The organism is Acidovorax sp. Q11 (genome assembly GCF_054950075.1).
Map to the genome: position 1 here is coordinate 1 of NZ_JBUDZG010000008.1, position 26,764 is coordinate 26,764.

At 64.2% G+C, this 26,764-nt stretch carries 20 protein-coding genes; 16 read left to right on the forward strand and 4 right to left on the reverse strand.

What is annotated here, in order from left to right:
• Positions 1–154 precede the first annotated feature (154 nt).
• Both ACYZGB_RS08950 and ACYZGB_RS08955 read right to left on the reverse strand, forming a co-directional pair.
• Positions 155–652 carry a hypothetical protein gene (locus tag ACYZGB_RS08950; protein ID WP_462387900.1) on the reverse strand — a complete coding sequence of 166 codons (498 nt, stop codon included), beginning with the start codon at positions 650–652 and terminating at the stop codon, positions 155–157.
• A gap of 311 nt (positions 653–963) precedes the next feature.
• Positions 964–2,040 (reverse strand): NACHT domain-containing protein, encoded by a 1,077-nt coding sequence (locus ACYZGB_RS08955; RefSeq protein WP_462387901.1) that lies wholly within the window; start codon positions 2,038–2,040, stop codon positions 964–966.
• A 271-nt stretch (positions 2,041–2,311) separates the two neighbouring features.
• Here ACYZGB_RS08955 and ACYZGB_RS08960 point away from each other — a divergent pair, with 271 nt between their 5' ends.
• The 6 genes from ACYZGB_RS08960 (at position 2,312) to ACYZGB_RS08985 (ending at position 9,648) form a co-directional block, all read left to right on the forward strand.
• The gene (locus tag ACYZGB_RS08960; RefSeq protein WP_462387902.1) at positions 2,312–3,550 is read left to right on the forward strand and encodes an ROK family transcriptional regulator; all 1,239 of its coding nucleotides are present in this window, start codon (positions 2,312–2,314) and stop codon (positions 3,548–3,550) included.
• Positions 3,547–5,037 carry a sugar ABC transporter ATP-binding protein gene (locus ACYZGB_RS08965; protein ID WP_462387903.1) on the forward strand — a complete coding sequence of 497 codons (1,491 nt, stop codon included), beginning with the start codon at positions 3,547–3,549 and terminating at the stop codon, positions 5,035–5,037. The genes ACYZGB_RS08960 and ACYZGB_RS08965 overlap by 4 nt, the downstream gene beginning before the upstream one ends.
• Positions 5,018–6,034: an ABC transporter permease gene (locus ACYZGB_RS08970; RefSeq protein ID WP_462387904.1), complete on the forward strand. Its 1,017-nt coding sequence runs from the start codon at positions 5,018–5,020 to the stop codon at positions 6,032–6,034. The genes ACYZGB_RS08965 and ACYZGB_RS08970 overlap by 20 nt, the downstream gene beginning before the upstream one ends.
• Before the next feature lie 193 nt (positions 6,035–6,227).
• Positions 6,228–7,208 (forward strand): substrate-binding domain-containing protein, encoded by a 981-nt coding sequence (locus tag ACYZGB_RS08975; protein WP_462387905.1) that lies wholly within the window; start codon positions 6,228–6,230, stop codon positions 7,206–7,208.
• Positions 7,209–7,401: 193 nt separating this feature from the next.
• Positions 7,402–8,412, forward strand: a complete 1,011-nt coding sequence (locus ACYZGB_RS08980) for a sugar phosphate isomerase/epimerase family protein (protein WP_462387906.1) — start codon at positions 7,402–7,404, stop codon at positions 8,410–8,412.
• 57 nt (positions 8,413–8,469) lie between these two features.
• Entirely contained in the window at positions 8,470–9,648 is a 1,179-nt protein-coding gene (locus tag ACYZGB_RS08985; RefSeq protein WP_462387907.1) for a Gfo/Idh/MocA family protein, read from the forward strand.
• 188 nt (positions 9,649–9,836) lie between these two features.
• On the opposite strand, the gene ACYZGB_RS08990 is transcribed toward ACYZGB_RS08985, so the two are convergent.
• A complete protein-coding gene (locus ACYZGB_RS08990; RefSeq protein WP_462387908.1) occupies positions 9,837–10,193 on the reverse strand; it encodes a hypothetical protein in 357 nt (118 codons plus the stop codon).
• A 292-nt stretch (positions 10,194–10,485) separates the two neighbouring features.
• Positions 10,486–11,934 carry an aminotransferase-like domain-containing protein gene (locus tag ACYZGB_RS08995; RefSeq protein WP_462387909.1) on the reverse strand — a complete coding sequence of 483 codons (1,449 nt, stop codon included), beginning with the start codon at positions 11,932–11,934 and terminating at the stop codon, positions 10,486–10,488.
• Between the two features lie 143 nt (positions 11,935–12,077).
• Between ACYZGB_RS08995 and ACYZGB_RS09000 the strand changes: the two genes are divergently transcribed.
• From ACYZGB_RS09000 to typA, 10 genes are all read left to right on the forward strand, one after another.
• A complete protein-coding gene (locus tag ACYZGB_RS09000; RefSeq protein ID WP_462387910.1) occupies positions 12,078–12,845 on the forward strand; it encodes a c-type cytochrome in 768 nt (255 codons plus the stop codon).
• A 14-nt stretch (positions 12,846–12,859) separates the two neighbouring features.
• On the forward strand, positions 12,860–14,140 hold the full coding sequence (locus tag ACYZGB_RS09005) for a c-type cytochrome (protein WP_462387912.1): 1,281 nt from the start codon (positions 12,860–12,862) through the stop codon (positions 14,138–14,140).
• 51 nt (positions 14,141–14,191) lie between these two features.
• Positions 14,192–14,596 (forward strand): thioredoxin family protein, encoded by a 405-nt coding sequence (locus tag ACYZGB_RS09010; protein ID WP_462387914.1) that lies wholly within the window; start codon positions 14,192–14,194, stop codon positions 14,594–14,596.
• Positions 14,597–14,758: 162 nt separating this feature from the next.
• Entirely contained in the window at positions 14,759–18,136 is a 3,378-nt protein-coding gene (locus tag ACYZGB_RS09015) for a DEAD/DEAH box helicase (protein WP_462388024.1), read from the forward strand.
• Positions 18,137–18,409: 273 nt separating this feature from the next.
• A complete protein-coding gene (gene rimP / locus ACYZGB_RS09020) occupies positions 18,410–19,003 on the forward strand; it encodes a ribosome maturation factor RimP (RefSeq protein ID WP_124514387.1) in 594 nt (197 codons plus the stop codon).
• A 78-nt stretch (positions 19,004–19,081) separates the two neighbouring features.
• Complete coding sequence (gene nusA, locus ACYZGB_RS09025; protein ID WP_063460731.1) at positions 19,082–20,569, forward strand: transcription termination factor NusA; 1,488 nt, start codon at positions 19,082–19,084, stop codon at positions 20,567–20,569.
• Between the two features lie 24 nt (positions 20,570–20,593).
• Positions 20,594–23,461, forward strand: coding sequence for a translation initiation factor IF-2 (gene infB, locus ACYZGB_RS09030; RefSeq protein WP_462387916.1), 2,868 nt, complete (start codon positions 20,594–20,596; stop codon positions 23,459–23,461).
• A gap of 32 nt (positions 23,462–23,493) precedes the next feature.
• Positions 23,494–23,874, forward strand: coding sequence for a 30S ribosome-binding factor RbfA (rbfA, locus tag ACYZGB_RS09035; protein WP_462387917.1), 381 nt, complete (start codon positions 23,494–23,496; stop codon positions 23,872–23,874).
• Positions 23,871–24,878 carry a tRNA pseudouridine(55) synthase TruB gene (truB, locus tag ACYZGB_RS09040; RefSeq protein ID WP_462387918.1) on the forward strand — a complete coding sequence of 336 codons (1,008 nt, stop codon included), beginning with the start codon at positions 23,871–23,873 and terminating at the stop codon, positions 24,876–24,878. The genes rbfA and truB overlap by 4 nt, the downstream gene beginning before the upstream one ends.
• Entirely contained in the window at positions 24,875–26,698 is a 1,824-nt protein-coding gene (gene typA / locus ACYZGB_RS09045) for a translational GTPase TypA (RefSeq protein WP_462387919.1), read from the forward strand. Before truB ends, typA begins: the two co-directional genes overlap by 4 nt.
• The last annotated feature ends 66 nt before the right edge of the window (positions 26,699–26,764 follow it).

The window sequence follows — 26,764 nt, forward strand, 5'->3', positions numbered from 1 at the left end:
ACAGGCTTTCGGTGAAGGTGTCGGCGCCGCGCATGGGGGTCAAGGTCAAGTGATGTGGGAGGCTCCGGTGAGCTTACCGGGGGTTGGGCTGCTGGGCTGGATGCGTGGGAGGTATTTCTTCAGCCTGTTAGAGGGTGGGTTTCTTTGTGATTATTTATTGAAAATCTGAGAAAGTGGACTTCAAATTGGGAAATATTAGTGATTCCACTATGGAATCCCTTTCTGATATCGATGCCAGCTGCATGGATTCAATAATAACAATGCATGCTTGTAAATAATTAATTATTGGTTTTAGTGCTTGTTTGCTCGGCTTTGGAGTATTAATTAATTTTATTGCAATGTTGTTGAAGTGCGTGATCGCGCTGCGAACGCGACTTCTCGCAATTTCCCCGCATTGGATAAAGTGAAACTGACTGGCTAATGTTAAGCAAAGGTCTTCAATCTTCGCAAGCGTCGGCTCCGCACTCTCATCTTGGATGAAGATGTTTTTCATCCATTTGATTTCATCTTTTGATAATGATTTGTAAGGGGTTGATAGTGATGAGTAAAAAACAAGCTTACGAACTTCATCTGATTTGAAAAACTTATTATGAAAGAGTGTTTCGATGCTCTTGAATAGTGGGGTTGCGTCGTCCAGTAGTGATGCAATCATTAAAAAAACTTCACGCCAGCTATCTTCGAAGTAGTGATTTTGAACTACAGAATCTAATTCGTGTGAGTGCGAGGCTCCGATCAAATACTTGGCGGTGAAGTATTCGTGCAGGGATAGGTGTGAAAACGAGTAGATACTCGCCGCTCGCTCTATTAGTAATCCGTGTTGAGCTTCGATGGATTTGAGGATTGTGATAGGGTCTGATGTTTTTGTGTCGTCTCTTGGCGGTAGTTGTTCAAGAAATTCTTCAATAATCGTATTTGCATAATCCTGGCTAAAAAATATTCTTGAGGCCTGAAAGGATTTTGCAGCTAGACGCGAAAGTAGTTGCTCTTTTCTCGTGTGAGATAGTGATCTATAAATATTGTCTCGCCGAATGCCTCTGGTTGAGTCCCATTTTCTGAGCAGTGCATTGCTAGCTTCGCTATAAAGGTCCACTCTACGTTTGGGAAAGGATAAGGTTTCATCAAAGGCGAGGCACAGAAGTGCGAGCAAAAGGGGGTTCTTGCTAACTCTCGCAGCCCGTTGTTCTCTTTTATATTCCATTGCTCATTAAATTTTGCACTTGCATTTTCATTGTTGTCGTACCATTTTTGCGTGAAGTGTTTTTGTTGTTCTGGTGTGAAGTCTGCTATTTCGTAATATTTGAACTGATCAAAAGAATACTCTGCTGCTGCAATTCGACAGGTAAGAATCACTTGTGTTGATGAATTTTTTCGCGTGAATCTTGTTAGTGCGGTAATCGCTTTCTGCCTGGAGTCATTGTCTGGGGGTATTTCGTCCAGTCCATCCAATAGAAGAATTGCTGATCCTGATTGGAGGAGTGTATCGATAAATAATTCTGCATCGGGAAAACCACATGCTGCAAATTCATCAGCAATAAATTTTTCGATTTCTATCTCGCTGTCGTACCACTCTTTTAGGGAAATGAATATGGGTGTTTTAGGGATTGTGCCGTTGCAGCAAAGTAAGCAAACTTTTTTGAGAAATGTGGACTTTTCTGCCCCTGGTTTTCCTAGAACATAAATCCTAGAGTGGTCCCTTGCGATATCAAGTAAAGGGAAGCGCTTAGTTGCTTCAGGTATGCTTGAAAATTCTTTCAGCTGCCCCGATTTTTTGTCTATCTCTAATCTTCTATATGCGGTAATTTTGTCCAATACGTAAACGTCAGTGTATATGTGATCGATACGTATGGGTTTGGGGTTGCCGAGCAATTTTGTGGTGCTGTATTGCTCTATTAGACGATTTTTGTAAGTCTCGAAACTTGCGCTCCATTTAAACTTGCTCCATTTTGATTTTGCAGATGCGTGCGCACTTTCAATAATTTTTGGTGACAATGCTTCCCAAATAGCGCCTCCAGCTACCGTAAGAATTGCGGTTGTGATCAATTTTTACCCCGAGGTTTGATAGATTTCGTTAATTTTGGCTGTTCTGGCTTTTCAGTCAACTTAAATTATTTGGCGCTTGGGTGGGCATTGAAGCGTTAAGTCAGCGTGCGTAATGCACTTGTTCCGGCCGTTACGACAGGCTCATCCGCTGTCTGTTTGGTCGAAATTAGGTCAAAGTTCAGTCTTGCCCGGCCAAAGTAGACCGCATAGCATCCCTGTCAAGCACCCATCCCCATGAGGTGCTGCACAAAAACATGACAGGAGACAAGCCTTGCCATCCACCCGCTGGAGTCACTGCGGCGCCGAAGACCTGGGCGTCTTGCAGACCATCTTCTGGTCCGCAGGCGCGTCGCGCAATGCGCTGGCGCAGCGCCTGGCCTATTCCAAGAGCAAAGCGAACGCCATGGTCGCGGCGCTGCTCGATGAGGGCCTGCTCGACGAGGTGGGCCTGCAAGAATCCTCTGGCGGCCGGCGGGCCGAAACCCTGCGTTTGAGCGAAACCCTGGGCGTGGTGATTGGCGCCGACCTGGGGGCGACCAGCATGCAGATTGCGGTGATGCGCCCCGACATGACGGTGCTGGCGCGGCACCGCGAGCCGATTGATGTGCGCCAGGGGCCGGGCGTGATCCTGGCGCGGGTGCGGGGGCTGATGCGCGAGCTGCTGGCGCGCTGTGGGCTGGCGGCACACCAGGTGATTGCCATTGGCATGGGCGTGCCGGGGCCAGTGGATTTTGAAAGCGGGCAGCTCGTCAACCCGCCGCTGATGCCCGACTGGGACGGCTTCTCCATCCGCGACTACCTGCGCGAGGCGTTTGCCGCGCCGGTGTTTGTGGACAACGACGTGAACCTGATGGCGCTGGGCGAGATGTACCGGCTGCAGCGCAATCTGCCCAACTTTTTGGTCATCAAGGTGGGCACGGGCATTGGCTGCGGCATCGTGTGCCACGGGCAGGTGTACCGGGGCGCCAATGGCTCGGCGGGCGATGTGGGCCACATCTGTGTGGACCAGCACGGCCCGCGCTGCCACTGCGGCAACCAGGGCTGTGTGGAGGCGATGGCCGCAGCGCCCGCCATGGCGCGCATGGCCACCGAGGCGGCGCAGCGCGGCGAAAGCGCGCTGCTGGCCGAGCGGCTGCAAAGCACGGGCACGCTGACCATTGAAGACGTGGCCCAGGCCAGCCGCACGGGCGATGTGGCTGCCAACGCCATCATCCAGCGTGCGGGCAGCCTGGTGGGGCAGATGCTGGCGTCCATCGTCAACTTCTTCAACCCGTCGCATGTGTTCATTGCCGGGAGGGTGACGGACATGGGGCCGCTGTTCCTCGCGTCGGTGCGGCAGAGCGTGTACCACCGCTCGCTGGCGCTGTCTACGCGCCACCTGGAGATTCAATACGCGCCGCTGGCCGACGATGCCGGTGTGGTGGGCGCGGGCGTGCTGGCCATGCAGGAGAGCCTGTCGCGCGCGGGCTCGGTAACGAGCGCAGGCGCTGTGATGGGGGCTGTGCGATGAGCGTAGCCGTCGAGTTCCGCAACGTCACCAAAGAGTTCGGCCCTGTGCGCGTGCTGCACGGCGTGGGCTTTGCGCTGCAGCCGGGCCGGGTGTATGGCCTGCTGGGCGAAAACGGCGCGGGCAAGTCCACGCTGATGAAGATTCTGGCGGGGTACGAGAGCCCCACCACCGGCGAGGTGGTGGTGGACGGCGCGGTGCGCGCCCCGGGCGGCGGATCGCGCGCGGCCGAGGCGCAGGGCATTGTGCTGATCCACCAGGAGTTCAACCTGGCGGACGACCTGACGATTGCGCAGAACATCTTCCTGGGCCATGAGATCAAGAAGGGACCCTTCCTCGACGACAAGGCGATGCGCGAGAAGACGCGCGCTGCCTTGGCGCAGGTGGGTTTGCCGCTGGACCCCGACACGCGGGTGCGCAAGCTCATCGTGGCCGAGAAGCAGCTGGTGGAGATTGCCCGTGCGCTGGCCCGCAATGCGCGCCTGCTCATCATGGATGAGCCCACCGCCACGCTGACCCCCGGCGAGACGGAGCGCCTGTTTGCGCTGATGGCGGGGCTCAAGGCCGCGGGCGTGACCATCATCTACATATCGCACAAGCTCGACGAAGTGGAGCGCACCACCGACGAGGTGGTGGTGATGCGCGACGGCCTGCTGGTGGCGCGCGAGGCCACGGCCAGCGTGACGCGGCGACAGATGGCCAACCTGATGGTGGGCCGCGAGCTGGCCGATTTGTTCCCGCCCAAGCTGCCCGCGCCTGCGGGTGGAGAGCCCGCCATCCAGGTGCGTGGCCTCTCGGTGCCGGGCTGGGCCGAGGACGTGAGCTTTGACGTGCGGCGTGGCGAGATTCTGGGCTTTGCCGGGCTGGTGGGCGCTGGCCGCACCGAGCTGTTCGAGGGCCTGCTGGGCCTGCGTCCGCGCTCCGCCGGCACGGTGGAGATTGCTGGCCAGCCCGTGCAGCTCAAAAGCCCGCGCGATGCGGCGCGCCACGGCCTCACGTATCTGAGCGAAGACCGCAAGGGCAAGGGCTTGCACGTGCACTTCAGCCTGCGGCCCAACCTGACGCTGATGGCGCTGGAGCGGTACGCCAAGCCCTGGCTCGACCCGGCGGCCGAGCAGGCTACGCTGCGCGATGCGGTGCAGGAGTTCGGCATCCGCACCGGGTCGCTGGAGGTGCGCGCGTCGTCGCTGTCGGGCGGCAACCAGCAAAAGCTGGCGCTGGCCAAGGTGCTGCACCCCGGCCCCAGCGTGGTGGTGCTGGACGAGCCCACGCGCGGCGTGGACGTGGGCGCCAAGCGCGAGATCTATCACCTGGTGCAGCGCCTGGCCGAGCAGGGGCTGGCGGTGGTGGTGATTTCTTCCGAACTGATGGAGCTGATCGGCCTGTGCCACCGCGTGGCGGTGATGCGCGCCGGGCGGCTGCAGACCACGCTCCAAGAGCCTTATTTGACCGAAGAGGAGTTGATCGCACATGCCACAGGTACCCGCTGAAAACGCCACCACCCCAGCGGGCCGCCACGGCGGCGCCACGGCCTGGTGGGGCAAGCTGCACGGGCTGGGCCCGGTCATCGGGCTGGTGCTGCTGTGCATTGCCGGCACGCTGCTCAACAGCAACTTCGCCACTTACGACAACGTGATGAACGTGCTCACGCGCACGGCCTTCATCGGGATCATCGCGGTGGGCATGTGCTTTGTGATCATCTCGGGCGGCATCGACCTGTCGGTGGGGTCGATGGCGGCGCTGATCGCAGGCTCGGTCATCTTGTTCATGAACGCGATGGCGCCCGTGCTGGGCTCGCCCATGGCGGCCGTGGTGGTGGGCATGCTGCTGGCCGTGGTGCTGGGTGCGGTGTTCGGGCTGGTGCATGGCCTGCTCATCACCAAGGGGCGCATCGAGCCCTTCATCGTGACGCTGGGCACGCTGGGCATCTTCCGCGCGTACCTCACGTATTTCTCGAACGGCGGGGCCATCACGCTGGAGAACGATCTGTCGGACATCTACAGCCCGGTGTACTACGCCAACCTGCTGGGTGTGCCGATTCCGGTGTGGATCTTTTTGCTGGTGGCTGTCATCGGCGGCGTGATCCTGAACCGCACGGCCTATGGCCGCTATGTGCAGGCCATCGGCTCCAACGAGCAGGTGGCGCAGTACGCGGCGGTGGATGTGCACAAGATCAAGATCCTGACGTACATGCTGCTCGGGGTGTGCGTGGGCATTGCCACGCTGCTGTACGTGCCGCGCCTGGGGTCCGCATCGCCCACCACGGGCCTGCTGTGGGAGCTGGAGGCGATTGCCGCCGTCATCGTGGGCGGCACGGTGTTGAAGGGCGGGGCGGGCAGCATCACCGGCACGGTGGTGGGCGCGATCCTGCTGTCGGTCATCAGCAACATCCTCAACCTCACCAGCATCATCAGCGTGTACCTGAATGCGGCGGTGCAGGGCTTTGTGATCATCGCGGTCGCCTTTATGCAAAGGGGCAAGCGGTGATGGAGTGGCTGGAACAACTCTCCTGGCGTTGTTGCTGTGTCTTGCCGTGCTACTCGCACTGTCTGCGACACAGCGCCTAGCCAGGACCGCTTCGCTGAGTTTTCCAGCCACTCTTTGCGTGCATTTGTTTTTCGAGGTGTTCCCCAGCCGGCCAGCTTCCATGGCCATATTCCAAAGCAACAGGAGACAACGCATGAACAGCCAACTTTCTTCTTTCACCCGCCGCCTGGCCCTCTCGGCCGTGGGCGCCGCCGCCTTCGCATTGGCCGCCCCCGCCATGGCGCAGGCCAACAAGACGGTGGTGGGTGTGGCCATTCCGTCGGCCACGCACGGCTTCACGGGCGGCATCGTGTACTGGGCCAACCAGGCCAAGAAGGACCTGGAGAAGGTCCACCCGGGCCTGCAGGTCATCGTCAAGACCGCAGGTGGTGCGCCCGAGCAGGCCAACCAGCTGCAAGACTTGGTCACGGTGAACAAGATCAACGCATTGGTCATCTTCCCGTTCGAATCCGCCGCGCTGACCAAGCCCGTAGCCCAGGTCAAGGCCAAGGGCGTGTACGTGACGGTGGTGGATCGGGGCCTGACCGACACCAGCGCGCAGGACGCATATGTGGCGGGTGACAACACGGCGTTTGGCAAGATTCCGGCCGAGTACATCGCCAAGGCACTGGGCGGCAAGGGCAACGTGGTGGCCATGCGCGGCATTGCGACCACGCTGGACAACGAGCGCATGGACGCGTTCAACAGCGTGCTGAAGAACCACCCCGGCATCAAGCTGCTGGACGCCAAGTACGCCAACTGGAACCGCGACGATGCCTTCAAGGTGATGCAGGACTACCTCACCCGCTTCCCGCAGATCGACGCCGTGTGGGCCGCCGATGACGACATGGCCGTGGGCGTGCTCAAGGCTATCGAGCAGGCCAAGCGCAAGGACATCAAGCTGGTGTTTGGCGGCGCGGGTGCCAAGGGCATGATCAAGACGCTGATGGACGGCAGCAACCCGCTCATCCAGGCCAACGTGTCGTACAGCCCCAAGTTCATCTACGACTCGATCAAGCTCACGGCCGAGGCGCGCATCAAGGGCGAGAAGCTGCCGGCCAACACCATCATTCCGTCGGTGCTGATCACCAAGGAAACGGCGAAGGACTTCTACTTCCCCGATTCGCCGTTTTGATTCGGACAACCCCCTGAGTCGCTTCGCGCCTTCCCCCTTCCCGAACTACTGCGTAGTTCGGGAAGGGGGACACCGCAAGCGCACGCAAGTGGAGCGCCGCATTGCAGCTTGGCGGCCCTTGCGCGGCGGTCCCGGCCTAGGCCACGCTAGAACGACCACCTTAGCCCTAACTGCCAATCGCCCTGGAGTCCCCATGCCAAGACCCGTCACCCTTTTCACCGGCCAGTGGGCCGACCTGCCGCTGGCAGAACTCGCGCCCCTGGCCAAAAGCATGGGTTACGACGGCCTGGAGCTGGCCTGCTGGGGCGACCATTTCAACGTGCAGGAGGCGCTGTCGTCGCCCCAGTACGTCAAAGACAAACATGCGCTGCTGGCCCAGCACGGCCTTTCGTGTTTTGCCATCGGCAACCACCTGGTGGGCCAGGCCGTGTGCGATTTGATCGACGAGCGCCACCAGTCCATCCTGCCGCCCCACGTGTGGGGCGATGGCGAGCCCGAGGGTGTGCGCCAGCGGGCCGCGAGCGAGCTGGCGGACACGGCGCGCGCTGCCGCGAAGTTTGGCGTGAAGACGGTGACGGGCTTCACCGGCTCGTCGGTGTGGCATTCGATCTATGCCTTTCCGCCCACTACGCAGGCGTATTGGGACAAGGGCTTTGCCGATTTTGCGAAGCGCTTCGTCCCCATCCTCGATGTGTTCGAAGCGCACGACATCAACTTCGCGCTGGAGGTGCACCCCACCGAGATCGCGTTCGACATCGCCTCGGCCGAGCGCGCGATTTCAGCAGTAGGCGGCCACCAACGCTTTGGCTTCAACTTCGACCCGAGCCACCTGGCCTACCAGGGCGTGGACTACGTGAAGTTCATCCGCCAGTTTGCCGACCGCGTCTACAACGCCCACATGAAGGACGTGTGGTGGGGCAAGGGCGACGGCACGGTGGGCACCTTCGGCGGCCACACCAGCTTTGGCGACGCGCGGCGGAACTGGGACTTCCGCAGCGTGGGGCGCGGGATGATCGACTTCGAATCCATCATCGTCGCGCTCAACGACATCGGCTACCAGGGCCCGCTCTCGGTGGAGTGGGAAGACAGCCGCATGGACCGCGTGCACGGCGCCACGGAGAGCGCAGCGTTCTGCAAGCGGCTGGATTTCAAGCCGGCGGCGGGTGCATTCGACGCCGTGTTTGCGCGCGACAAGCAGGCCTAACCGCACTCTGTCCATAAAACCGATAACAACAACACACAGCGAGCAAAGGCGTTTCGTATGTCCAGTCTCCAAAAGCTCCGCTACGCCATGGTGGGCGGCGGCCATGGCGCCTTCATCGGCGCGGTGCACCGCAAGGCCATGGCGCTCGACGGCCAGTTTGAACTGGTGGCGGGCGCGCTCTCGTCATCGCCCGAGCGGGCCCGCGCATCCGGCGCCGAGCTGGGCCTGGCAGACGACCGCAACCACGGCAACTGGCAGGACCTGCTGGCCGACGAGCTGCGCCGCAGCCCGGGTGACCGCATCGACCTGGTGAGCATCGTCACCCCCAACCATGTGCACCACCCGGTGGCGCTGGCGTTTGTGCAGGCGGGCTTCCATGTGGTGTGCGACAAGCCGCTGGTGCACACCCGCGCGCAGGCCGACGAGCTGGTGGTCGCCGTGAAGAAGGCTGGCACCGTGTTCGGCGTGACCTACAACTACACCGGCTACCCCATGGTGCGCGAGGCGCGGCACCTGGTGCACAGCGGCGCGCTCGGCCAGCTCCGCAAGATCACCGTCGAATACAACCAGGGCTGGCTGGCCACAGCCGTGGAAGAGGGCGGCGCCAACAAACAGGCCGACTGGCGGCTGGACCCGGCGCGCAGCGGCAGCGCAGGCACCCTGGGCGACATCGGATCGCACGCCGAGAACCTGGCCGCCACCGTCACCGGCCAGCACCCCGCCTGGGTGTGTGCCGACCTCACCACCTTTGGCGCCGGGCGGCAGCTGGACGACGACGCCCAGCTGCTGCTGCGCTACGACAGCGGCGCACGCGGCTTCATCGTGGCATCGCAAGTGGCAGCGGGGCTGGAGAACGATCTGCGCCTGCAGGTGTCCGGCACGCTGGGCACCATCACCTGGCGGCAGGAGGAGCCCAACCAGCTCGTCCACTCCCCGGTGGACGGCCCACGCCGCATCCTCACGCGCGGCTCACCCTGGCTCAGCCCGGCGGCGCTGCAGGCCGGGCGCATCCCGGCGGGCCACCCTGAGGCTTTCATCGAAGCCTTTGCCAACGTCTACCTGGGTGTTGCTGCCGACATCCGCGCGCGGCAGGTGGGCACTGCTGCCGACCCTTTGCATGCCGACTACCCGAGTGTGGAAGACGGCGCGCGCGGCGTGCGCTTTATCGAGCGGGTGCTGGCGTCTGCGGCCAGCGCGCAGAAGTGGACTGCGGTGGGGGGACCTGAGAAGGTGTGAACGAACCCGCCACGCCCGCTCATCCCACCAAAACACACCCGCTCGTCGTTGCAAATGCTCGCCATAGCCCGCGCTATGGCTGTGCTTTTCGCCTAGACCAGCTGCGTTTTGGCGGCCTGCTCGGGCATGCCGGATTCATTCACACCTTCTGACTCCATGTCAGTTGAGAACCTGAACAGGCTCTGAAATCAGGGGTAGCCGTCGGCCAGCTGAAACCGCTGGTCAAAATTCATCTTGCCCAGCAGGCGCAGTGCTGCGTTGCGGGTGGCGTTGTCCACCTTGCTGATGTCCAGGCTGTAGCGTTTGGCGGTGGAGACCACGTCCACACATTTGTGGCCCCATTGCACCGCCACGAGCTGGGCGGGGCGCTGGCCTGCTTCGGCGCCTACCGAGACGCCGCGCTGTTCGGGGCGCAGCATGAATTCGAGGTGGGGGGTGCGCACCAGGGTGAGGCGGTCGGCGCCCCGGGGGCCGAGCGCGAACGAGACCACCCAGTCGTCTTCGTCTTCCACCGTCACAAACGGAACATGCTGGGGTGCGGCCATGGTGCTGGGCGTTGGGTTGGAGGGCGGGGCGGGTGGTCCGCCGTGGTGCACTGCCCGGGGTGCGGGCGGGCGCCAGTATGCCGTTGCAAGCGCTGTGCCTGCTGCGGGAGAACCCGAGGTTGGGCCTTTCCAACGCAGGGCCGGGGTGTCAGCCTGGTGCAAGGCTGGCGCGGTGGGCCAGGGGCTCCGTGCCGGGTGAGAGTGCCTGGATTCAGCGGAAAAACCGGCCTCTGCGCGCGACCAGCATGCCTTTTTTGCTATTGTTTTGATAGCTTTATGACCGCGCCCGACTTCATGCCACGGCCGTCGCCAGGCCCGTGGCCAGTTGGCCTACGGTGGCCAAAGCGGCTTCCAGCCGGTGGTGGGCCGGGTGGCCGTAGTTGATGCGCACACAGTGGGCAAAACGCTGGTCGGCCGAGAAGATCTGCCCCGGCGCCAGGCTGATGCCCTGCTGCAGTGCCAGGCGGTGCAGGTCCAGCGCGTTGACCGGGGGCGGCAGCTCCACCCACAAAAAGTACCCGCCCTCGGGCCGCGACACCCGCGTGCCGCGCGGGAAGTGCTGGGCCACCGCCGCCAGCGCAATCGCCTGTTGCTGTTCCAGGCTGCGGCGCAGGGCGCGCAGGTGCCGGTCATACCCACCCTGGGCCAGGTACTCCGACAGCGCCTGCTGCGATGGCGTGGCGGCCGAGAGCGTGGTCATCAGCTTGAGCCGCTGCACCGCCTTGGCCTGGCGGCCCGCCGCCACCCAGCCCACGCGGTAGCCCGGCGCCAGGCTTTTGCTGAACGAGCTGCAGTGCATCACCAGCCCCTCGGTATCAAACGCCTTGGCCGGGGGCGGGCGCTGGGGGCCAAAGTGCAGCTCGCCATACACGTCGTCCTCGATCAGCGGCACGCCGTGGCGGGCGAGCAGGGCGACCAGCTCGCGTTTTTTCCCCTCAGGCATCAGGCTGCCCAGCGGGTTTTGAAAACTGGGCATGAGCCAGCAGGCCTTGATGGGCTGGTGGGGTGGCTGGCGCTCCAGCGCCTCGGCCAGCGCGGCCAGGTCGATGCCGTCGCGCGGGTGGGTGGCGATCTCCAGCGCCTGCAGGTTCAGCCGCTCCAGCGCCTGCAGCGCGGCGTAGAAGGTGGGCGATTCGACCACCACCACGTCGCCGGGCTGGGTGACGGCCTCCAGGCAGAGGTTGAGCGCTTCCATCGCGCCGTTGGTGATGATGATTTCTTCCACATCCACCGCCGTGCCGTGCACGCCGTAGCGCAGGGCAATCTGCTGGCGCAGGCGCTCATCGCCGGGCGGCAGGCTTTGCACGATGCTCCACGGGTCGAGCTTGCGCATGCCGCTGGCCAGGCACCGCGCCAGGCGATCGAGCGGAAACAGCTCCAGCCCCGGAAAGGCCGAGCCCAGGGGCACCAGGTCGCGGTCGCGCGCCAGGCCCAGCACTTCGAACACCAGGTCGCTGATGGCCACGCCGGTGGAGGTGGCGGCGGGCTGCGAGGGCAGGGGCTCGGCGGGGCGGGCCTCGGCCGCGCCGGGCAGCCGGGCGCTGACGTAGTAGCCCGAGCGCGGGCGCGCGTGGATCAGGCCCTGGGCCTCCAGCAGGTAGTAGGCCTCGAACACGGTGGACGGGCTGATGCCCCGCGTGCGGCTGGCCTCGCGCACCGAGGGCACGCGGTCGCCCGGGCGCAGCGCGCCGCTGTGGATGAGCTGGGCGATGGCGTCGGCATGGCGTTCGTAGCGTTTCATGGGCGTAGAAACCGGGTGCGGGCGTTGATGCAAGGCAAACTGATCTGTATTTTTAACTGGAAACTGAATCTGTACTGTTTTTTGATGCGCGCGTAGAGTTGCTGTGGAGTCTCCCTGTGCTCCGTTGCCCCACCCATATCCCCATGATTGATCGCCTGCACCGTTTGCACCGCCTGCTGCGCCCCCTTGCCGTTGTGTTCCTTCTGCCTGCGGGCTGGGCCGCCGGGGTGGCAGCCCAGCCCGCGCCCACCACTGCGGCACCGGCCGCCGCCATGGCCCCGCGCGTGCTGGCCTGCACGGTGTGCCACGGCAAGGAGGGCCGGGCCACGCCAGACGGCTACTTCCCCCGCATTGCGGGCAAACCGGCGGGCTACCTGGCCAACCAGCTGCTCAACTTCCGCGACGGGCGGCGCAGCTACCCGCAGATGACCTACCTCATCGAGCACCTGACCGACGACTACCTGCGCGAGATGGCCGAGCACTTTGCGGCGTTGGACCTGCCGTACCCGCCCCCACCGCCGCCCCAGGCCCCGCCCGCCGTGCTGGAGCAGGGCCGCAGGCTGGTGCAGCAGGGCGATGCGGCCCGCAACATCCCCGCCTGCGTGGCCTGCCATGGCGCGGCCATGACGGGCGTGGCGCCGTCCATCCCCGGCCTGCTGGGGCTGCCGCGCGACTACCTCAACAGCCAGCTCGGCGCCTGGAAAACCGGCCAGCGCCGCGCGCATGCGCCGGATTGCATGGCCGACATTGCGCGCCAGCTCACGCCGGAGGAGGTGAGTGCCGTGTCTGCCTGGCTGGCGGCCCAGCCCGTGGCGGCGGGCGGCAAGCCTGCGCGCACCCTGCCTGCCGCCATGCCTGCCCGGTGCGGGGGCGTGGCCGAGGTGCCCGTGGCCGCTGCGGCTGCACGTTGAGAAGGGATGCACCGATGAAACGCATCCTCTGGACAATCTCTTCCGTTCTGGCCGCCTTGGGCATCGCGGCAGCACTGCTGATCAGCCTGAACTTGCGCGGCGAGGAGCCTCTGCCCGCTGGCGAGACCCTGCAGAGCACTCCTGAATTGATTCAGCGCGGCGAGTACATGGCCCGCGTGGGCAACTGCATGGCCTGCCACACCACGCAGGGCGGGGCGCCGTTTGCGGGTGGGCGTGGCATCGAGACGCCGTTTGGTGTGGTGCACAGCTCCAACCTCACGCCCGACAAGGCCCACGGCATCGGCGCGTGGACATCGGCCGAGTTCTGGCGCGCCATGCACCATGGCCGCAGCAAGGACGGGCGGCTGCTGTACCCGGCGTTTCCATACCCCAACTACACGCAGGTGACGCGCGAGGATTCGGACGCAATCTTTGCGTATCTGCAGAGCATTCCCGCCGCTGCCGACGCCAATCGGCCGCATGCCTTGCGGTTTCCGTACAACACGCAGGCGGCGCTGGGCGTGTGGCGGGCGCTGTTCTTCACGCCCGGAGCGCCCCGGCCCGAGGCCACGCAAACGGCCGAGTACAACCGGGGCGCCTACCTGGTCAACGGCCTGGGCCACTGCACCGCCTGCCACACACCGCGCAACGCGCTGGGTGCCACCACCGACGCCAAGGCGTTCACGGGCGGGCTGATCCCGGTGCAGAACTGGTATGCCCCTGCGCTCAATGCCGCGCATGAGGCGGGCGTGAAGGAGTGGGCGACCGACGACGTGGTGGCCTTGCTGAAAACCGGCGTGGCCCCGCAGGGCTCCGTGCTGGGGCCCATGGCCGAGGTGGTGTTCCGCAGCACGCAGTATCTGAGCGATGCCGATGCGCGTGCCATGGCGGTGTATCTGCAGGCGCTGCCGCAGCAGGAGCACAAGGCATCTGCTGCCGGGGCTGCGCCCCCGGCCAGCGCCCTGGGGCGTGGCGCCAAGGTGTACGAACAGCACTGCGCCCAATGCCACGGCGACCAGGGGCAGGGCGAGCCCGGCGCCTTCCCCGCGCTGGCGGGCAACCGCGCCGTCACGCTGGCCGACCCCACCAACCTGGTGCGCGTGGTGCTGCAGGGCGGCTATCTGCCCGCCACGGCGGGCAACCCGCGCCCACACGGCATGCCGCCGTTCCAGCAGTTGTTGTCCGACGAAGACATTGCAGCCGTGACCACCTTGGTGCGCAACAGCTGGGGCAACCGGGCGCCCGGGGTGGGTACCATCGAGGTTTACCGCGCCCGGGAACGGCGCGGTTTGTAGCGGGTCCGCTGGTGTTGACGGACTGCTGCGCCAGCCCCAGGAGCCCGTTTGATGTCCAGCCCCGCCACACTGCCCCCGTCCACCCCCTCAAGCCCTGCGGCCGCTACGCCCGGTGGCTGGTGGGCCGTGTGCCTGTGTGCGGCCTGGTGCGGCACCTGCGGCATCTACCGCCCCCTGTTTGACGAGCTGGCCCGCGCGCACCCGGACGTGCGGTTTGAATGGGTGGACATCGAGGACGAATCCGATCTGGCGGGTGACCTGGACGTGGAAACCTTCCCCACGCTGCTGATTGCCGACGGCGAGCGTGCGCTGTTCCTGGGCCCCTTGTTGCCCCAGGCGCCGGTGCTGGCGCGGCTGCTGGCCAGCCTGCAGTCGGCCACCCCCGGCAGCGGTGCCGGGGCAGGGGCCGATGCCCAGGGCGTGTTCGAGCGCGTGCGGGCCGCGCGCGGGCGCTGAGGCATTGCGGGTTTTTTTGCTCCTGTTTTGATAGCTGATTGCGCTTGATGGTCGCGCGCAAGAGGCGTTTTTTCCTTGAACTTTGTGTCTTCCTCCTCCGCACCCTGGTTTCCCATCAACTCGCTGCAGGCCTGGTGCGAAAAAGGCGCCTGGTCGCGGGGCATGGATCTTTTCCGCCAGGCGGCGGTGGTCCACATCGACATCGAGGAACGCGGCGACAGCGCCTTCACCATCCATGGCGAGGTGCAGGGTACCCAGCCCGAGCCGTATGGGCTGTCGGTAGAACTGCAGCTGGCGCCCAACGGCCAGGTCAGCGCGTGGTCGGGCGAATGCAGCTGCCCGGTCGGGGAAGACTGCAAACATGCGGTGGCGCTGACGCTGAAGGCGGCGCACCTGCGCTCGGGCCCGGCGCTCGCACCCTCATCCGCGCCCGCGCCCCTGTCGGCCCAGGCCGTGCAGGCGCTGCAGGCCATGCAAGACCGCGTGGCCGCCCAGGCCCGCGCCGAGGCCGAGGCGCGCCTGGTGCGCTGGCTGCACGACTGGGACCTGGCCGCCGACAACGCTGTGCCGCCCCCGCCGGGCGCGCGCGCAGACCGGCCCGAGTGTTATCTCTATCTGCTCTCCACCGTGGGGCGCCTGCGATCTGGCGCGCCGCAGCTGCAGATCGAGGCCGTGGTGTCTTACGCCAAAGTGACCGGCGGCTGGGCCAAGCCCAAGACCATCCGCACCCAGCCCGGCCCCGGCCAGGCGGTGTACGACCGCGCCACCGATGCCGACCGCCAGCTGCTGCAGCTGCTGCGTGCCATGCCGCGCAGCCTGGGTTACTACTCGGCCTACAGCGGCGCGCCGTCGGGCGTGCTCGAAGGCACGGTGGGCCTGCTGGCATTGCAGCAGGCCGCCGCCACGGGCCGTCTGTTTGCCGATGCGGGCGGCGCCACGGTGGGGGCGCCCCTGCGCTGGGGCGAGCCGCTGCCCATTGCCTGGGCCTGGAACGAAACCCCGGCCCCCCAGGCCGACGGCGACAGTGCCTGGCGCCTGCAGGCCCGCCTGCCCAGCCCCAGCGCCACGCTGTGCGCCAACGACCCCCCGCTGTACCTGGACACCGACCAGGGCCTGTGTGGCCCCGTGTTGGCCGAGGGGTTGAGCGCCGCACAACTGCAACTGCTGCTGCAGGCGCCCCCGCTGGGCACCGCCGCGCTGCAAAAGCACCACGCCGATGTGGCCAGCCGCCTGGGCGGCATGTTGCCGCTGCCGCCGGTGCTCAGCCCCCTGACGCGTGTGCAGGGTGCCAAGCCCGTGGCGCGCCTGCACCTGGCGCCCGTGCCTGAATCCGATGTTCCCTACCTCGGCCTTATCACCGCCCAGCTGCGTTTTGACTACCAGGGCCATGTGGGCTGGTGGGCCGGGCAGGAGCTGGGCGTGCTGGTGTCGGGCGCTGACGGCGGCCAGGTGCTGTTGCAGCGCGAAGCGATGGCCGAGCTGGATGCCATCGAGCGCCTGATGGACCTGGGCCTGCTGGGGACGGACGATGGCCTGTTCGGCATTCCCGGCGAGCAATCGCAAAACGACTGGATGCACTGGGCCGACAACGGCTTCGCGGTGCTGCGCGACGCGGGGTTTGAACTCACGCGGGATGCCGCGCTGAACGGCTGGATCACACATGCCGACACGTTGGACGTTGCGCTGCAGCCCAGCGGCGACGATGAGGCCACATCCCCCTGGTTTGCGCTGTCGCTGGGCATGGAAATCAACGGCGTGCGCCACAACGTCCTGCCCTGGCTGCCCGAGCTGATTGCTGCCGCGGCGGCCCAGCCGTTGGACCCTGCGACGGGGCAGCCCCAACTGCCGTCGCATGTGTATCTGCCATCGCACAACGGCCCTGGCTTTGTGCGACTGCCCACCGACACCCTGCGGCCCTGGATGGCCGCGTTGCTGGACCTGGTGGGCGACCGCGCGCACGACTTCAGCGGCGACAGCCTCAAGCTCTCGCGTCTGGACGCGCTGCGCACCAGCGCCGCCCTGGGCGAGGGCGCGGTGTGGCAGGGCGCAGATGCGCTGCGCAGCCTGGTGGCGCAGCTGCAGGGCGCGAGCGCGTTGCCCGCCGTGCCAGTGCCGGCGGGTGTGCAGGCCACGCTGAGGCCGTACCAGCAGCAGGGGCTGAACTGGCTGCAGTTTCTGCGCACCCATGGGCTGGCCGGGGTGCTGGCCGACGACATGGGCCTGGGCAAGACGCTGCAGACGCTGGCCCACATCCAGGTCGAAAAAGACGCGGGCCGCCTGAGCGACCCCGCCCTCATCATTGCGCCCGTGAGCCTGATGGGCAACTGGCAGCGCGAGGCCGCGCGTTTTTGCCCCGGCCTGCGCTGCCTGGTGCTGCACGGCGCGGGCCGCCACGCCGTGGCCGACGCGGTGGCCGAACACGACATCGTCATCGCCCCCTATTCGCTGCTGCAGCGCGACCGCGAACGCTGGCTGGCGCAGCCCTGGCACTTGGTGGTGCTGGACGAAGCCCAGAACATCAAGAACGCCAGCACCCACGCCGCGCAGGTGGTGGGCGAGCTGCAGGCGCGCCACCGTCTGTGCCTGTCGGGCACGCCGATGGAAAACCACCTGGGTGAAATCTGGAGCCTGTTCCATTTCTTGATGCCGGGTTTTCTGGGCAGCCAGCAGCGCTTCAAGGAGCTGTTCCGCAACCCCATCGAAAAACAAGGCGACACGGCCCGCCTGGTACAGCTGCGCGCCCGCGTCACGCCCTTCATGTTGCGGCGCACCAAGGCGCTGGTGGCGGCGGAACTGCCGCCCAAGGTGGAGTCGGTGATGCCGGTGGAGCTGAGCGGCTCGCAGGCCGACCTGTACGAAACCATTCGCCTGGGGATGGAAAAGACCGTGCGCGAGGCGCTGCAGACAAAAGGCCTGGCCAAATCGCAGATCACCATCCTGGATGCACTGCTCAAGCTGCGCCAGGTGTGCTGCCACCCGGCGCTGGTGCCGCTGGATGCTGCCAAAAAGGTCAAGACCTCGGCCAAGCTGGAGCAGCTCATGGCCTTGCTGCCCGATATGCTGGCCGAGGGGCGGCGCATTCTGCTGTTCTCGCAGTTCACCAGCATGCTCACGCTGATCGAAGCCGAGCTGAAGAAGCGCAACCTGCCCTGGGTCAAGCTCACCGGGCAAAGCCAGAAGCGCGACGCGATCATCGATCAGTTCACCAGCGGGCAGGTCCCGCTGTTTCTCATCAGCCTGAAAGCGGGCGGGGTGGGGCTGAACCTGCCGCAGGCCGACACCGTGATCCATTTCGACCCCTGGTGGAACCCGGCGGTGGAAAACCAGGCCACCGACCGCGCCCACCGCATCGGCCAGACGCAGAGCGTGTGGGTGGTCAAGCTGGTGGCGCAGGGCACGATCGAGGAGCGCATCCTGGCCCTGCAGGAGCGCAAGGCGCAGCTCGCGGACAGCCTCTACAGCGAGGCCGCAGCCCGCAAGGAGCCGCTATTTACCGAAAGCGATCTGGCCGAGCTGCTGCAGCCGCTATCGTCGTTGTAGCAAGAACGCATGGCTGGGCGGGCGGGGCGCGCTTGTGGAGTCACCAAAGTCACCAGGCCGCCGCGCTGGCGTGTTAGCAACAGCATGCGGGGCTCGCCGCATGCGCTGTCTTTGCAAATCAATGCTTTACGCGTTACAATAAGAGCCTCACGACCAAACGGGCGGGTACCAACCGCCCGTTTTTTTTGGTCGATTGCTTTTCGAGCTCGAAGCTGCCGGAGAAGTCTCCGGGGGTTATCGGGTTTTTTGTTTTTCCGGGATTGAACAGAACACGTGGCACTACAGCAAGTCGTTGAACAAATTGTGACGGGCCTGGACTATGACCTGGTGGAGATTGAACGCTCCGCCGGTGGTTTGCTGCGCGTCACCATCGACTTGCCCTGGGTGCAGCCGGCCGCTGATGCGCCCACCCCTGTGATCGAGCAGTTCGTCACCGTCGAGGATTGCGAGAAGGTCACCCGCCAGCTGCAGTTTGCGCTGGAAGTGGATGGCGTGGAATACAAGCGCCTCGAAGTGTCGTCTCCCGGCATCGACCGCCCCTTGCGCCACGAGCAGGATTTCGTGCGTTTTGAAGGCGCGGTCATCGACATCACCTTGAAGGCGCCCATTGGCGCTGCAGGCGGGGGGCAGGTCAATGCCACCCGCAAGAAATTTCGCGGCACGCTGGAGCGCGCCGAGGCGGGTGGCTGGCAAATCGTCTGGAGTGACGAGCCGCCGGTCAAGCCAGGTCAAAAAGTGAGCAAAAAACGTGTGCCCGCCCCCTTGCAGGCGCTGGGCTTTACCCTGGACGAGCTACGGGATGCGCGCCTGGCGCCCATCGTGGACTTCAAGGGGCGTGCGGGCAAGGCCGGGTCGGCAGCTGCCTGAGTTGCTGAATGGATTGGGGTGGGTGGTCGCTGCGCGCAGCCTTCCATCTTCGGGTGATTGAAACAGGAGAGTCGTCGCATGAATCGCGAATTGTTGATGTTGGTTGAGGCCATTTCGCGCGAGAAGAACGTGGAGCGTGATGTGGTCTTGGGCGCCGTGGAGTCGGCCCTGGCCCAGGCTACCAAGAAGCTGTACCAGGGCGAGGTGGACATCCGCGTGTCGATTGATCGCGACAGCGGCAACTACGAGACTTTCCGCCGCTGGCTGGTGGTGCCTGACGACGCCGGCCTGCAGAACCCTGAAGCCGAAGAGCTGCTGATGGACGCGCAGGAGCGCATCCCCGACATCGAGGTGGGCGAGTACATCGAAGAAGGTGTCGAGTCCGTGCCCATCGGCCGCATTGGTGCCATGGCTGCCAAGCAGGTCATCCTGCAGAAGATCCGCGACGCCGAGCGCGAAATGCTGCTCAACGACTTCATGTCGCGCGGCGAACGCATCTTCACCGGCACCGTCAAGCGCATGGACAAGGGCGACATCATTGTCGAATCCGGCCGTGTGGAAGGCCGTCTGCGCCGTGGCGAGATGATCCCCAAGGAAAACCTGCGCAGCGGCGACCGCGTGCGGGCCATGATCATGGAGGTGGACCTCACGCTGCGTGGCGCGCCCATCATCCTGTCGCGCTCGGCGCCCGAGTTCATGATCGAACTCTTCCGCCAGGAAGTGCCCGAAATCGAACAAGGCCTGCTGGAGATCAAGTCCTGCGCCCGCGACCCCGGCTCGCGCGCCAAGATTGCCGTGCTGTCGCACGACAAGCGCGTGGACCCCATCGGCACCTGCGTCGGCGTGCGCGGCACCCGTGTGAATGCGGTGACCAATGAACTCGCTGGCGAGCGTGTGGACATCGTGCTGTGGTCTGAAGACCCGGCCCAGTTTGTGATCGGTGCGCTGGCCCCGGCCAATGTGTCCTCCATCGTGGTTGATGAAGAAAAACACGCCATGGACGTGGTGGTGGACGAGGAAAACCTCGCCATCGCCATCGGCCGTGGTGGCCAGAACGTGCGCCTGGCCTCCGACCTGACGGGTTGGAAGATCAACATCATGGACGCCGCCGAAAGCGCGCAGAAGCAGGCCAACGAGACCGACACGGCCCGCAAGCTGTTCATGGAAAAGCTGGATGTGGACGAGGAAATCGCCGACATCCTGATCTCCGAAGGCTTCAACAGCCTGGAAGAAGTGGCCTATGTGCCGCTGCAGGAAATGCTGGAGATCGAAAGTTTCGACGAAGACACCGTCAACGAGCTGCGTGCCCGTGCCAAGGATGCCCTCCTGACCATGGAAATCGCCCGTGAGGAAAGCGTGGAAGAGGTCTCCCAGGACCTGCGCGACCTCGAAGGCCTCACCCCCGAACTGATTGCCAAGCTGGCTGACGGCGGTGTGCATACACGTGACGACCTGGCCGACCTGGCCATTGATGAGCTGACCGACCTGACCGGACAGTCTGCAGACGACGCCAAAGCCTTGATCATGAAGGCGCGCGAACATTGGTTCGCGGGGCAACAAGAGTAAGGGTCAGGGAGGCACGAACCACATATGTCCAGTAACACTGTCGCCGAGTTCGCAACCGAACTCAAAAAATCGCCTGAAACCCTGCTCGACCAGCTCAAAGCTGCGGGCGTGGGCAAGGCTGCCCCCTCCGACGCATTGACCGAGTCGGACAAGCAAAAGCTGCTCGCATACCTGCAGGCCAGCCATGGCACGGCATCTGCCGACCGCAAGAAGATCACCCTGGTGAAGAAGTCCACCAGCGAGATCAAACAAGCCGACGCCACGGGCAAGGCGCGCACCATCCAGGTGGAAGTGCGCAAGAAGCGCACCTTCATCCAGCGGGATGAAGGCGCTGATGCGACTGCCGAGACTGCAACTGCGGTCATGGAAGAAGCCGCTGTGTCAAGCGAAGACCTGGAACTGGCCCGCCGCGAAGAAGAAGCCCGCCGCCAGGCCGAGCTGATCCGCCGCCAGGAGACCGAGCTGGCCGAGAAGCGCGCCGAGCGCGAAGCCCGCGAGAAGCGCGAGCGCGAAGCCGAAGAGCGTGCAGCTGCCTATGCGGCCCAGGAAGCCGAAAAGAAGGCCCAGGCCTCGGCCGTGAAGCAGGAAGCCACGCGTGAACAGGCGGCAGAAGCTGCTGCACGAGCCGCTGCGCAGACCGAAGCCCGCGAGAAGGCCCAGGCAGAAGCCAAGGCCCGTTCGGACGAAGAATCTGCCCGCGCCCGTGATCTGGAAGAGCGCCGCCGCAAGGCCCTGGCCGAGGCGGAAGCCATTCGCGCCATGATGGCCACGCCCAAGAAGGCGGTCATGGTCGCCAAGAAGCCCGAAGAACCCAAGCCCGTGGCCAAGCCTGCGGCGGTGGGGGATGCCAAGAAGGGCACGCTGCACAAGCCTGCCGTTGGTAGCAGTGTTCCTCGCACGGGGGCCGCAGCCCCTGCTGGTGCAGGTGCTGCCCCGGGTTCGGGCAAGGAAGTCAAGTCGGCCAAGCTGTCCTCCAGCTGGGCCAACGACACGGCCAAGAAGAAGGAAATCAAGACCCGCGGCGACAGCAGCGGTGGTGTGGGCCGCAACAACTGGCGTGGTGGCCCGCGTGGCCGCCGTGGCGACGGCCGCGACCAGCGCGACGATCACCAGCAGTCTGCGCCGGTCGAGGCGCGCATCATTGAAGTGCATGTGCCCGAAACCATCACGGTGGCGGAGCTGGCGCACAAGATGTCGATCAAGGCGTCTGAAGTCATCAAGGCGCTGATGAAGATGGGCCAGATGGTCACCATCAACCAGCCGCTGGACCAGGACACCGCCATGATCGTGGTGGAAGAACTGGGCCACAAGGCCGTGGTGGCAGCACTGGACGACCCAGAAGCCTTCACCGACGACGATTCGCAGCAGCAGAACGCAGAGCTGTTGCCCCGCGCGCCGGTGGTCACTGTCATGGGCCACGTGGACCATGGCAAGACCTCGCTGCTGGACTACATCCGCCGCGCCAAGGTGGCTGCGGGCGAAGCCGGCGGCATTACGCAGCACATTGGTGCCTACCACGTGGAAACGCCACGCGGCATGGTGTCGTTCCTCGATACCCCCGGTCACGAGGCCTTCACGGCCATGCGTGCCCGCGGTGCTCAAGCGACCGACATCGTGATTCTGGTGGTCGCGGCCGACGACGGCGTGATGCCACAAACGAAGGAAGCCATCAAGCATGCCAAGGCGGCGGGTGTTCCTATCGTCGTGGCCATCACCAAGGCCGACAAGCCCGATGCCAACCCCGACCGCGTCAAGCAAGAGCTGGTGGTTGAAGAGGTGGTGCCCGAGGAATACGGTGGCGATTCGCCTTTCGTGCCCGTGTCTTCCAAGACCGGCATGGGCATCGACACGCTGCTGGAGCAGGTGCTGCTGCAAGCCGAAGTGCTGGAGCTGAAGGCGCCAGTGGAATCGCTGGCCAAGGGTCTCGTGATCGAAGCCCAACTGGACAAGGGCCGCGGCCCTGTGGCCACGGTGCTGGTGCAGTCCGGCACGCTCAAGGTGGGCGATGTGGTACTGGCAGGCCAGACCTTTGGCCGTGTGCGCGCCATGCTGGACGAAAACGGCAAGGTGGCCAAGACAGCCGGTCCGTCGATCCCGGTGGAAATCCAGGGCTTGACCGAAGTTCCGCAGGCGGGTGATGAGTTCATGGTGCTCACCGACGAGCGCCGTGCACGCGAAATCGCCACCTACCGCGCTGGCAAGTTCCGCAACACCAAGCTGGCCAAGCAGCAGGCGGCGAAGCTGGAGAACATGTTCGCCGACATGACGGCGGGCGAGGTCAAGACCCTGCCCATCATCGTCAAGGCCGACGTGCAGGGTTCGCAGGAAGCGCTGTCGCAGTCGCTGCTCAAGCTCTCGACCGACGAAATCAAGGTCCAGCTGGTGTACGCCGGCGTGGGCGGTATCAGCGAGTCCGACATCAATCTGGCGATCGCCTCCAAGGCCATCGTGATCGGCTTCAACGTGCGTGCCGATGCCGGCGCGCGCAAGACGGCCGAGAGCAATGGTGTGGATCTGCACTACTACAGCATCATTTACGACGCTGTGGACGAGCTGAAGGTGGCCATGTCCGGCATGCTGGCGCCCGAACAGCGCGAGGAAGTCATCGGTACGGCCGAGATTCGCACGGTGTTCGTCGCCACCAAGATCGGCACGATTGCTGGTTCGTACATCACCTCGGGCATGGTCCATCGCAACGCACGCTTCCGCCTGCTGCGCGACAACGTGGTGGTCTACACCGGCGAAGTCGATTCGGTCAAACGCCTCAAGGACGATGTCAAGGAAGTCAAGGAAGGCTTCGAGTGCGGTATCAAGCTCAAGAACTACAACGACATCAAGGAAGGCGATCAACTCGAATTCTTTGACATCAAGGAAATCGCACGCACGCTGTAAGGCGAGGCGACGACGAGAGCAACGACTACGACATGGCTGCGAAGAAATCCGCCACTCCCAACCGCGCCTTCAAGGTCGCCGACCAGATCCAGCGCGATCTGACGGAACTGATCGCGCGCGAGTTGAAAGACCCGCGCGTGGGCATGGTGACGCTGCAGGGTGTGGAGGTGACCCCCGACTACGCCCACGCCAAGGTGTTCTTCAGCCTGCTGACGGGCGACCCGGTGGAAACCCAGGTGGCGCTCAACCAGGCTGCGGGCTTTTTGCGCAATGGCCTGTTCAAGCGCCTGCACATCCACACGGTGCCCACGCTGCACTTCGTGTTCGACCGCACCTCTGAGCGTGCGGCCGACATGAATGCGCTGATTGCGCGCGCCGTGGCTTCCCGCTCCAAAGACGACGAGGAAAAATGACCGAGCGCGCTCCCCGCATCCGGGTGCAGCGGCGCCCGGTGCACGGAGTGCTGCTGCTCGACAAACCCCTGGGCCTGTCCAGCAATGACGCCTTGCAAAAGGCGAAATGGCTGCTGCGCGCCGAGAAGGCGGGCCACACTGGCACGCTCGATCCGCTTGCCACAGGCGTATTGCCGCTGTGCTTTGGTGCGGCCACCAAGTTCAGCCAGCTGCAGCTTGAGGCCGCCAAGACGTACGAGGCGATTGCCGTGCTGGGCATCACCACCACCACTGGCGACGCCGAGGGCGATGTGCTGGAGCGCTGCGAGGTGGACCCCGCCCAGCTCACACCCGAGCGCCTGGCCGCCGTTCAGCAGCAGTTCACAGGCCCCATCCGCCAGGTGCCGCCCATGCACAGCGCGCTCAAGAAGGATGGCAAGGCGCTTTATGAGTACGCGCGTGCCGGTGTCACGGTGGAGCGTGAGCCGCGCGATGTGGTCATCCATGCATTAAAACTGGCACTTACGCGCACTGATCAAGCACTGTTTGCTATCAAAATGGTAGTAACCTGCAGCAAGGGCACCTACATCCGCACCCTGGGTGAGGACATCGGCGCTGCGCTGGGCTGTGGGGCACACCTCAGTTTTCTGCGCCGCATCGACACCGGTGGCATCGGCGTGGAGCGCTGCGTCACGCTGGCGCAGCTGGAGGCCATGCCCGAGGCAGAGCGTCTGGCCAGCCTGGAGGCGCCCGAGTCACTGCTGGCACAACACATGCGTGTCACGCTGGACGGTGAGAATGCAGCCCGATTCCTGTCGGGCGTGCGTCGCCGTGGCAACTGGCCCGATGCCAGTGCCGTGGCGGTGTTTGGCGAGAATCCCCCGGCGCTGCTGGGGGTGGGCCACATCGTGGGCGGGGAGCTGGTGCCGGACAGGCTCCTGAGTCCGCTGGAAATTCAACAAATTTTGGAAAGCACGCCGCATTCCGCGTCCATGGCGCACAGCGGCATATTGGAAAAACTATGACTAAACAGATCCGCAACATCGCCATCATTGCCCACGTTGACCATGGCAAAACCACCATGGTGGACCAGCTGCTGCGCCAGTCCGGCACCTTTGCCGACCACGAAAAGGTCGTCGATACCGTGATGGACAACAACGCGATTGAAAAAGAGCGTGGCATCACCATCCTGGCCAAGAACTGTGCCGTGAGCTGGAAGGGCACGCACATCAACATCGTGGACACCCCTGGTCACGCGGACTTCGGCGGTGAAGTGGAGCGCGCGCTGTCCATGGTCGACAGCGTGGTGCTGCTGATCGACGCGCAAGAAGGCCCCATGCCCCAGACGCGTTTCGTGACCAAGAAGGCCCTGGCCCTGGGCCTGCGCCCCATCCTGGTGGTGAACAAGGTGGACAAGCCCGGAGCCAACCCCGACAAGGTCGTGAACGCCGCTTTCGACCTGTTTGACAAGCTGGGTGCGACCGACGAGCAGCTCGACTTCCCCGTGGTGTACGCCTCGGGCATCAACGGCTGGTCGTCGCTGGAAGAAGGCGCCCCGGGCGAGCAGTGGGGCCCCGACATGTCGGCCCTGTTCGACACCATCCTCTCGCACGTGCCACCGAACACGGGTGACGCCAGCGCGCCACTGCAACTGCAAATCTCGGCGCTGGACTTCTCCACCTTCGTGGGCCGCATCGGCGTGGGCCGCATCAGCCAAGGTACGCTGAAGCCCATGATGGACGTGGTCGTCATGGAAGGCCCCGATGGCAAGGCCGTCAAGGGCCGTGTGAACCAGGTGCTGACGTTCCAAGGTCTGGATCGCATGCAGACGCCCTTGGCTGGCCCTGGCGACATCGTGCTGATCAACGGCATTGAGGACATCGGTATTGGCGTGACCGTGACCGACCCGGCCAACCCCGCACCGCTGCCCATGCTGAAGGTGGACGAGCCCACGCTGACCATGAACTTCTGCGTGAACACCTCGCCCCTGGCAGGCCGTGAAGGCAAGTTTGTGACCAGCCGCCAGATCTGGGACCGCCTGCAAAAGGAACTGCAGCACAACGTGGCCCTGCGCGTGAAGGAAACCGACGAAGAAGGTATCTTCGAAGTGATGGGCCGCGGTGAACTGCACCTGACCATCCTGCTGGAAAACATGCGCCGCGAAGGCTACGAGCTGGCCGTGTCCAAGCCCCGCGTGGTGTTCAAGGAAATCAATGGCGAGAAGTGCGAGCCTATCGAGCTGGTGACGGCCGACATTGAAGAAGGCCACCAAGGCGGCGTGATGCAAGCCCTGGGCGAGCGCAAGGGTGAGCTGGTGAACATGGAGTCCGACGGCCGTGGCCGCGTGCGCCTGGAATACCGCATCCCGGCCCGTGGCCTGATCGGTTTCACCAACGAATTCCTGAACCTGACGCGTGGTTCGGGCCTGATCTCCAACATCTTTGACAGCTACGAGCCGCACAAGGGTGACATCGGTGGCCGCAAGAACGGTGTGCTGATCTCCATGGACGACGGTGAAATCTTCACCTACGCCTTGGGCAAGCTGGACGACCGTGGCCGCATGTTCGTGAAGGCCAACGACCCCGTGTACGAAGGCATGATCGTCGGCATCCACAGCCGCGACAACGACCTGATCGTGAACGCCACGCGCACCAAGCAGCTGACCAACTTCCGCGTGTCCGGTAAGGAAGACGCGATCAAGATCACGCCCCCGATCGACCTCACGCTGGAATACGGCGTGGAGTTCATCGAGGACGACGAACTGGTCGAAATCACGCCCAAGTCTGTGCGCCTGCGCAAGCGCCACCTGACCGAAAACGAGCGCAAGCGCGCTTCCCGCTCCTGATAGGCTGAGCGTTTCCGGAAGGGCCACTGCTGCGCAGTGGCCTTTTTTCCGTCTGCAACCCCTCAT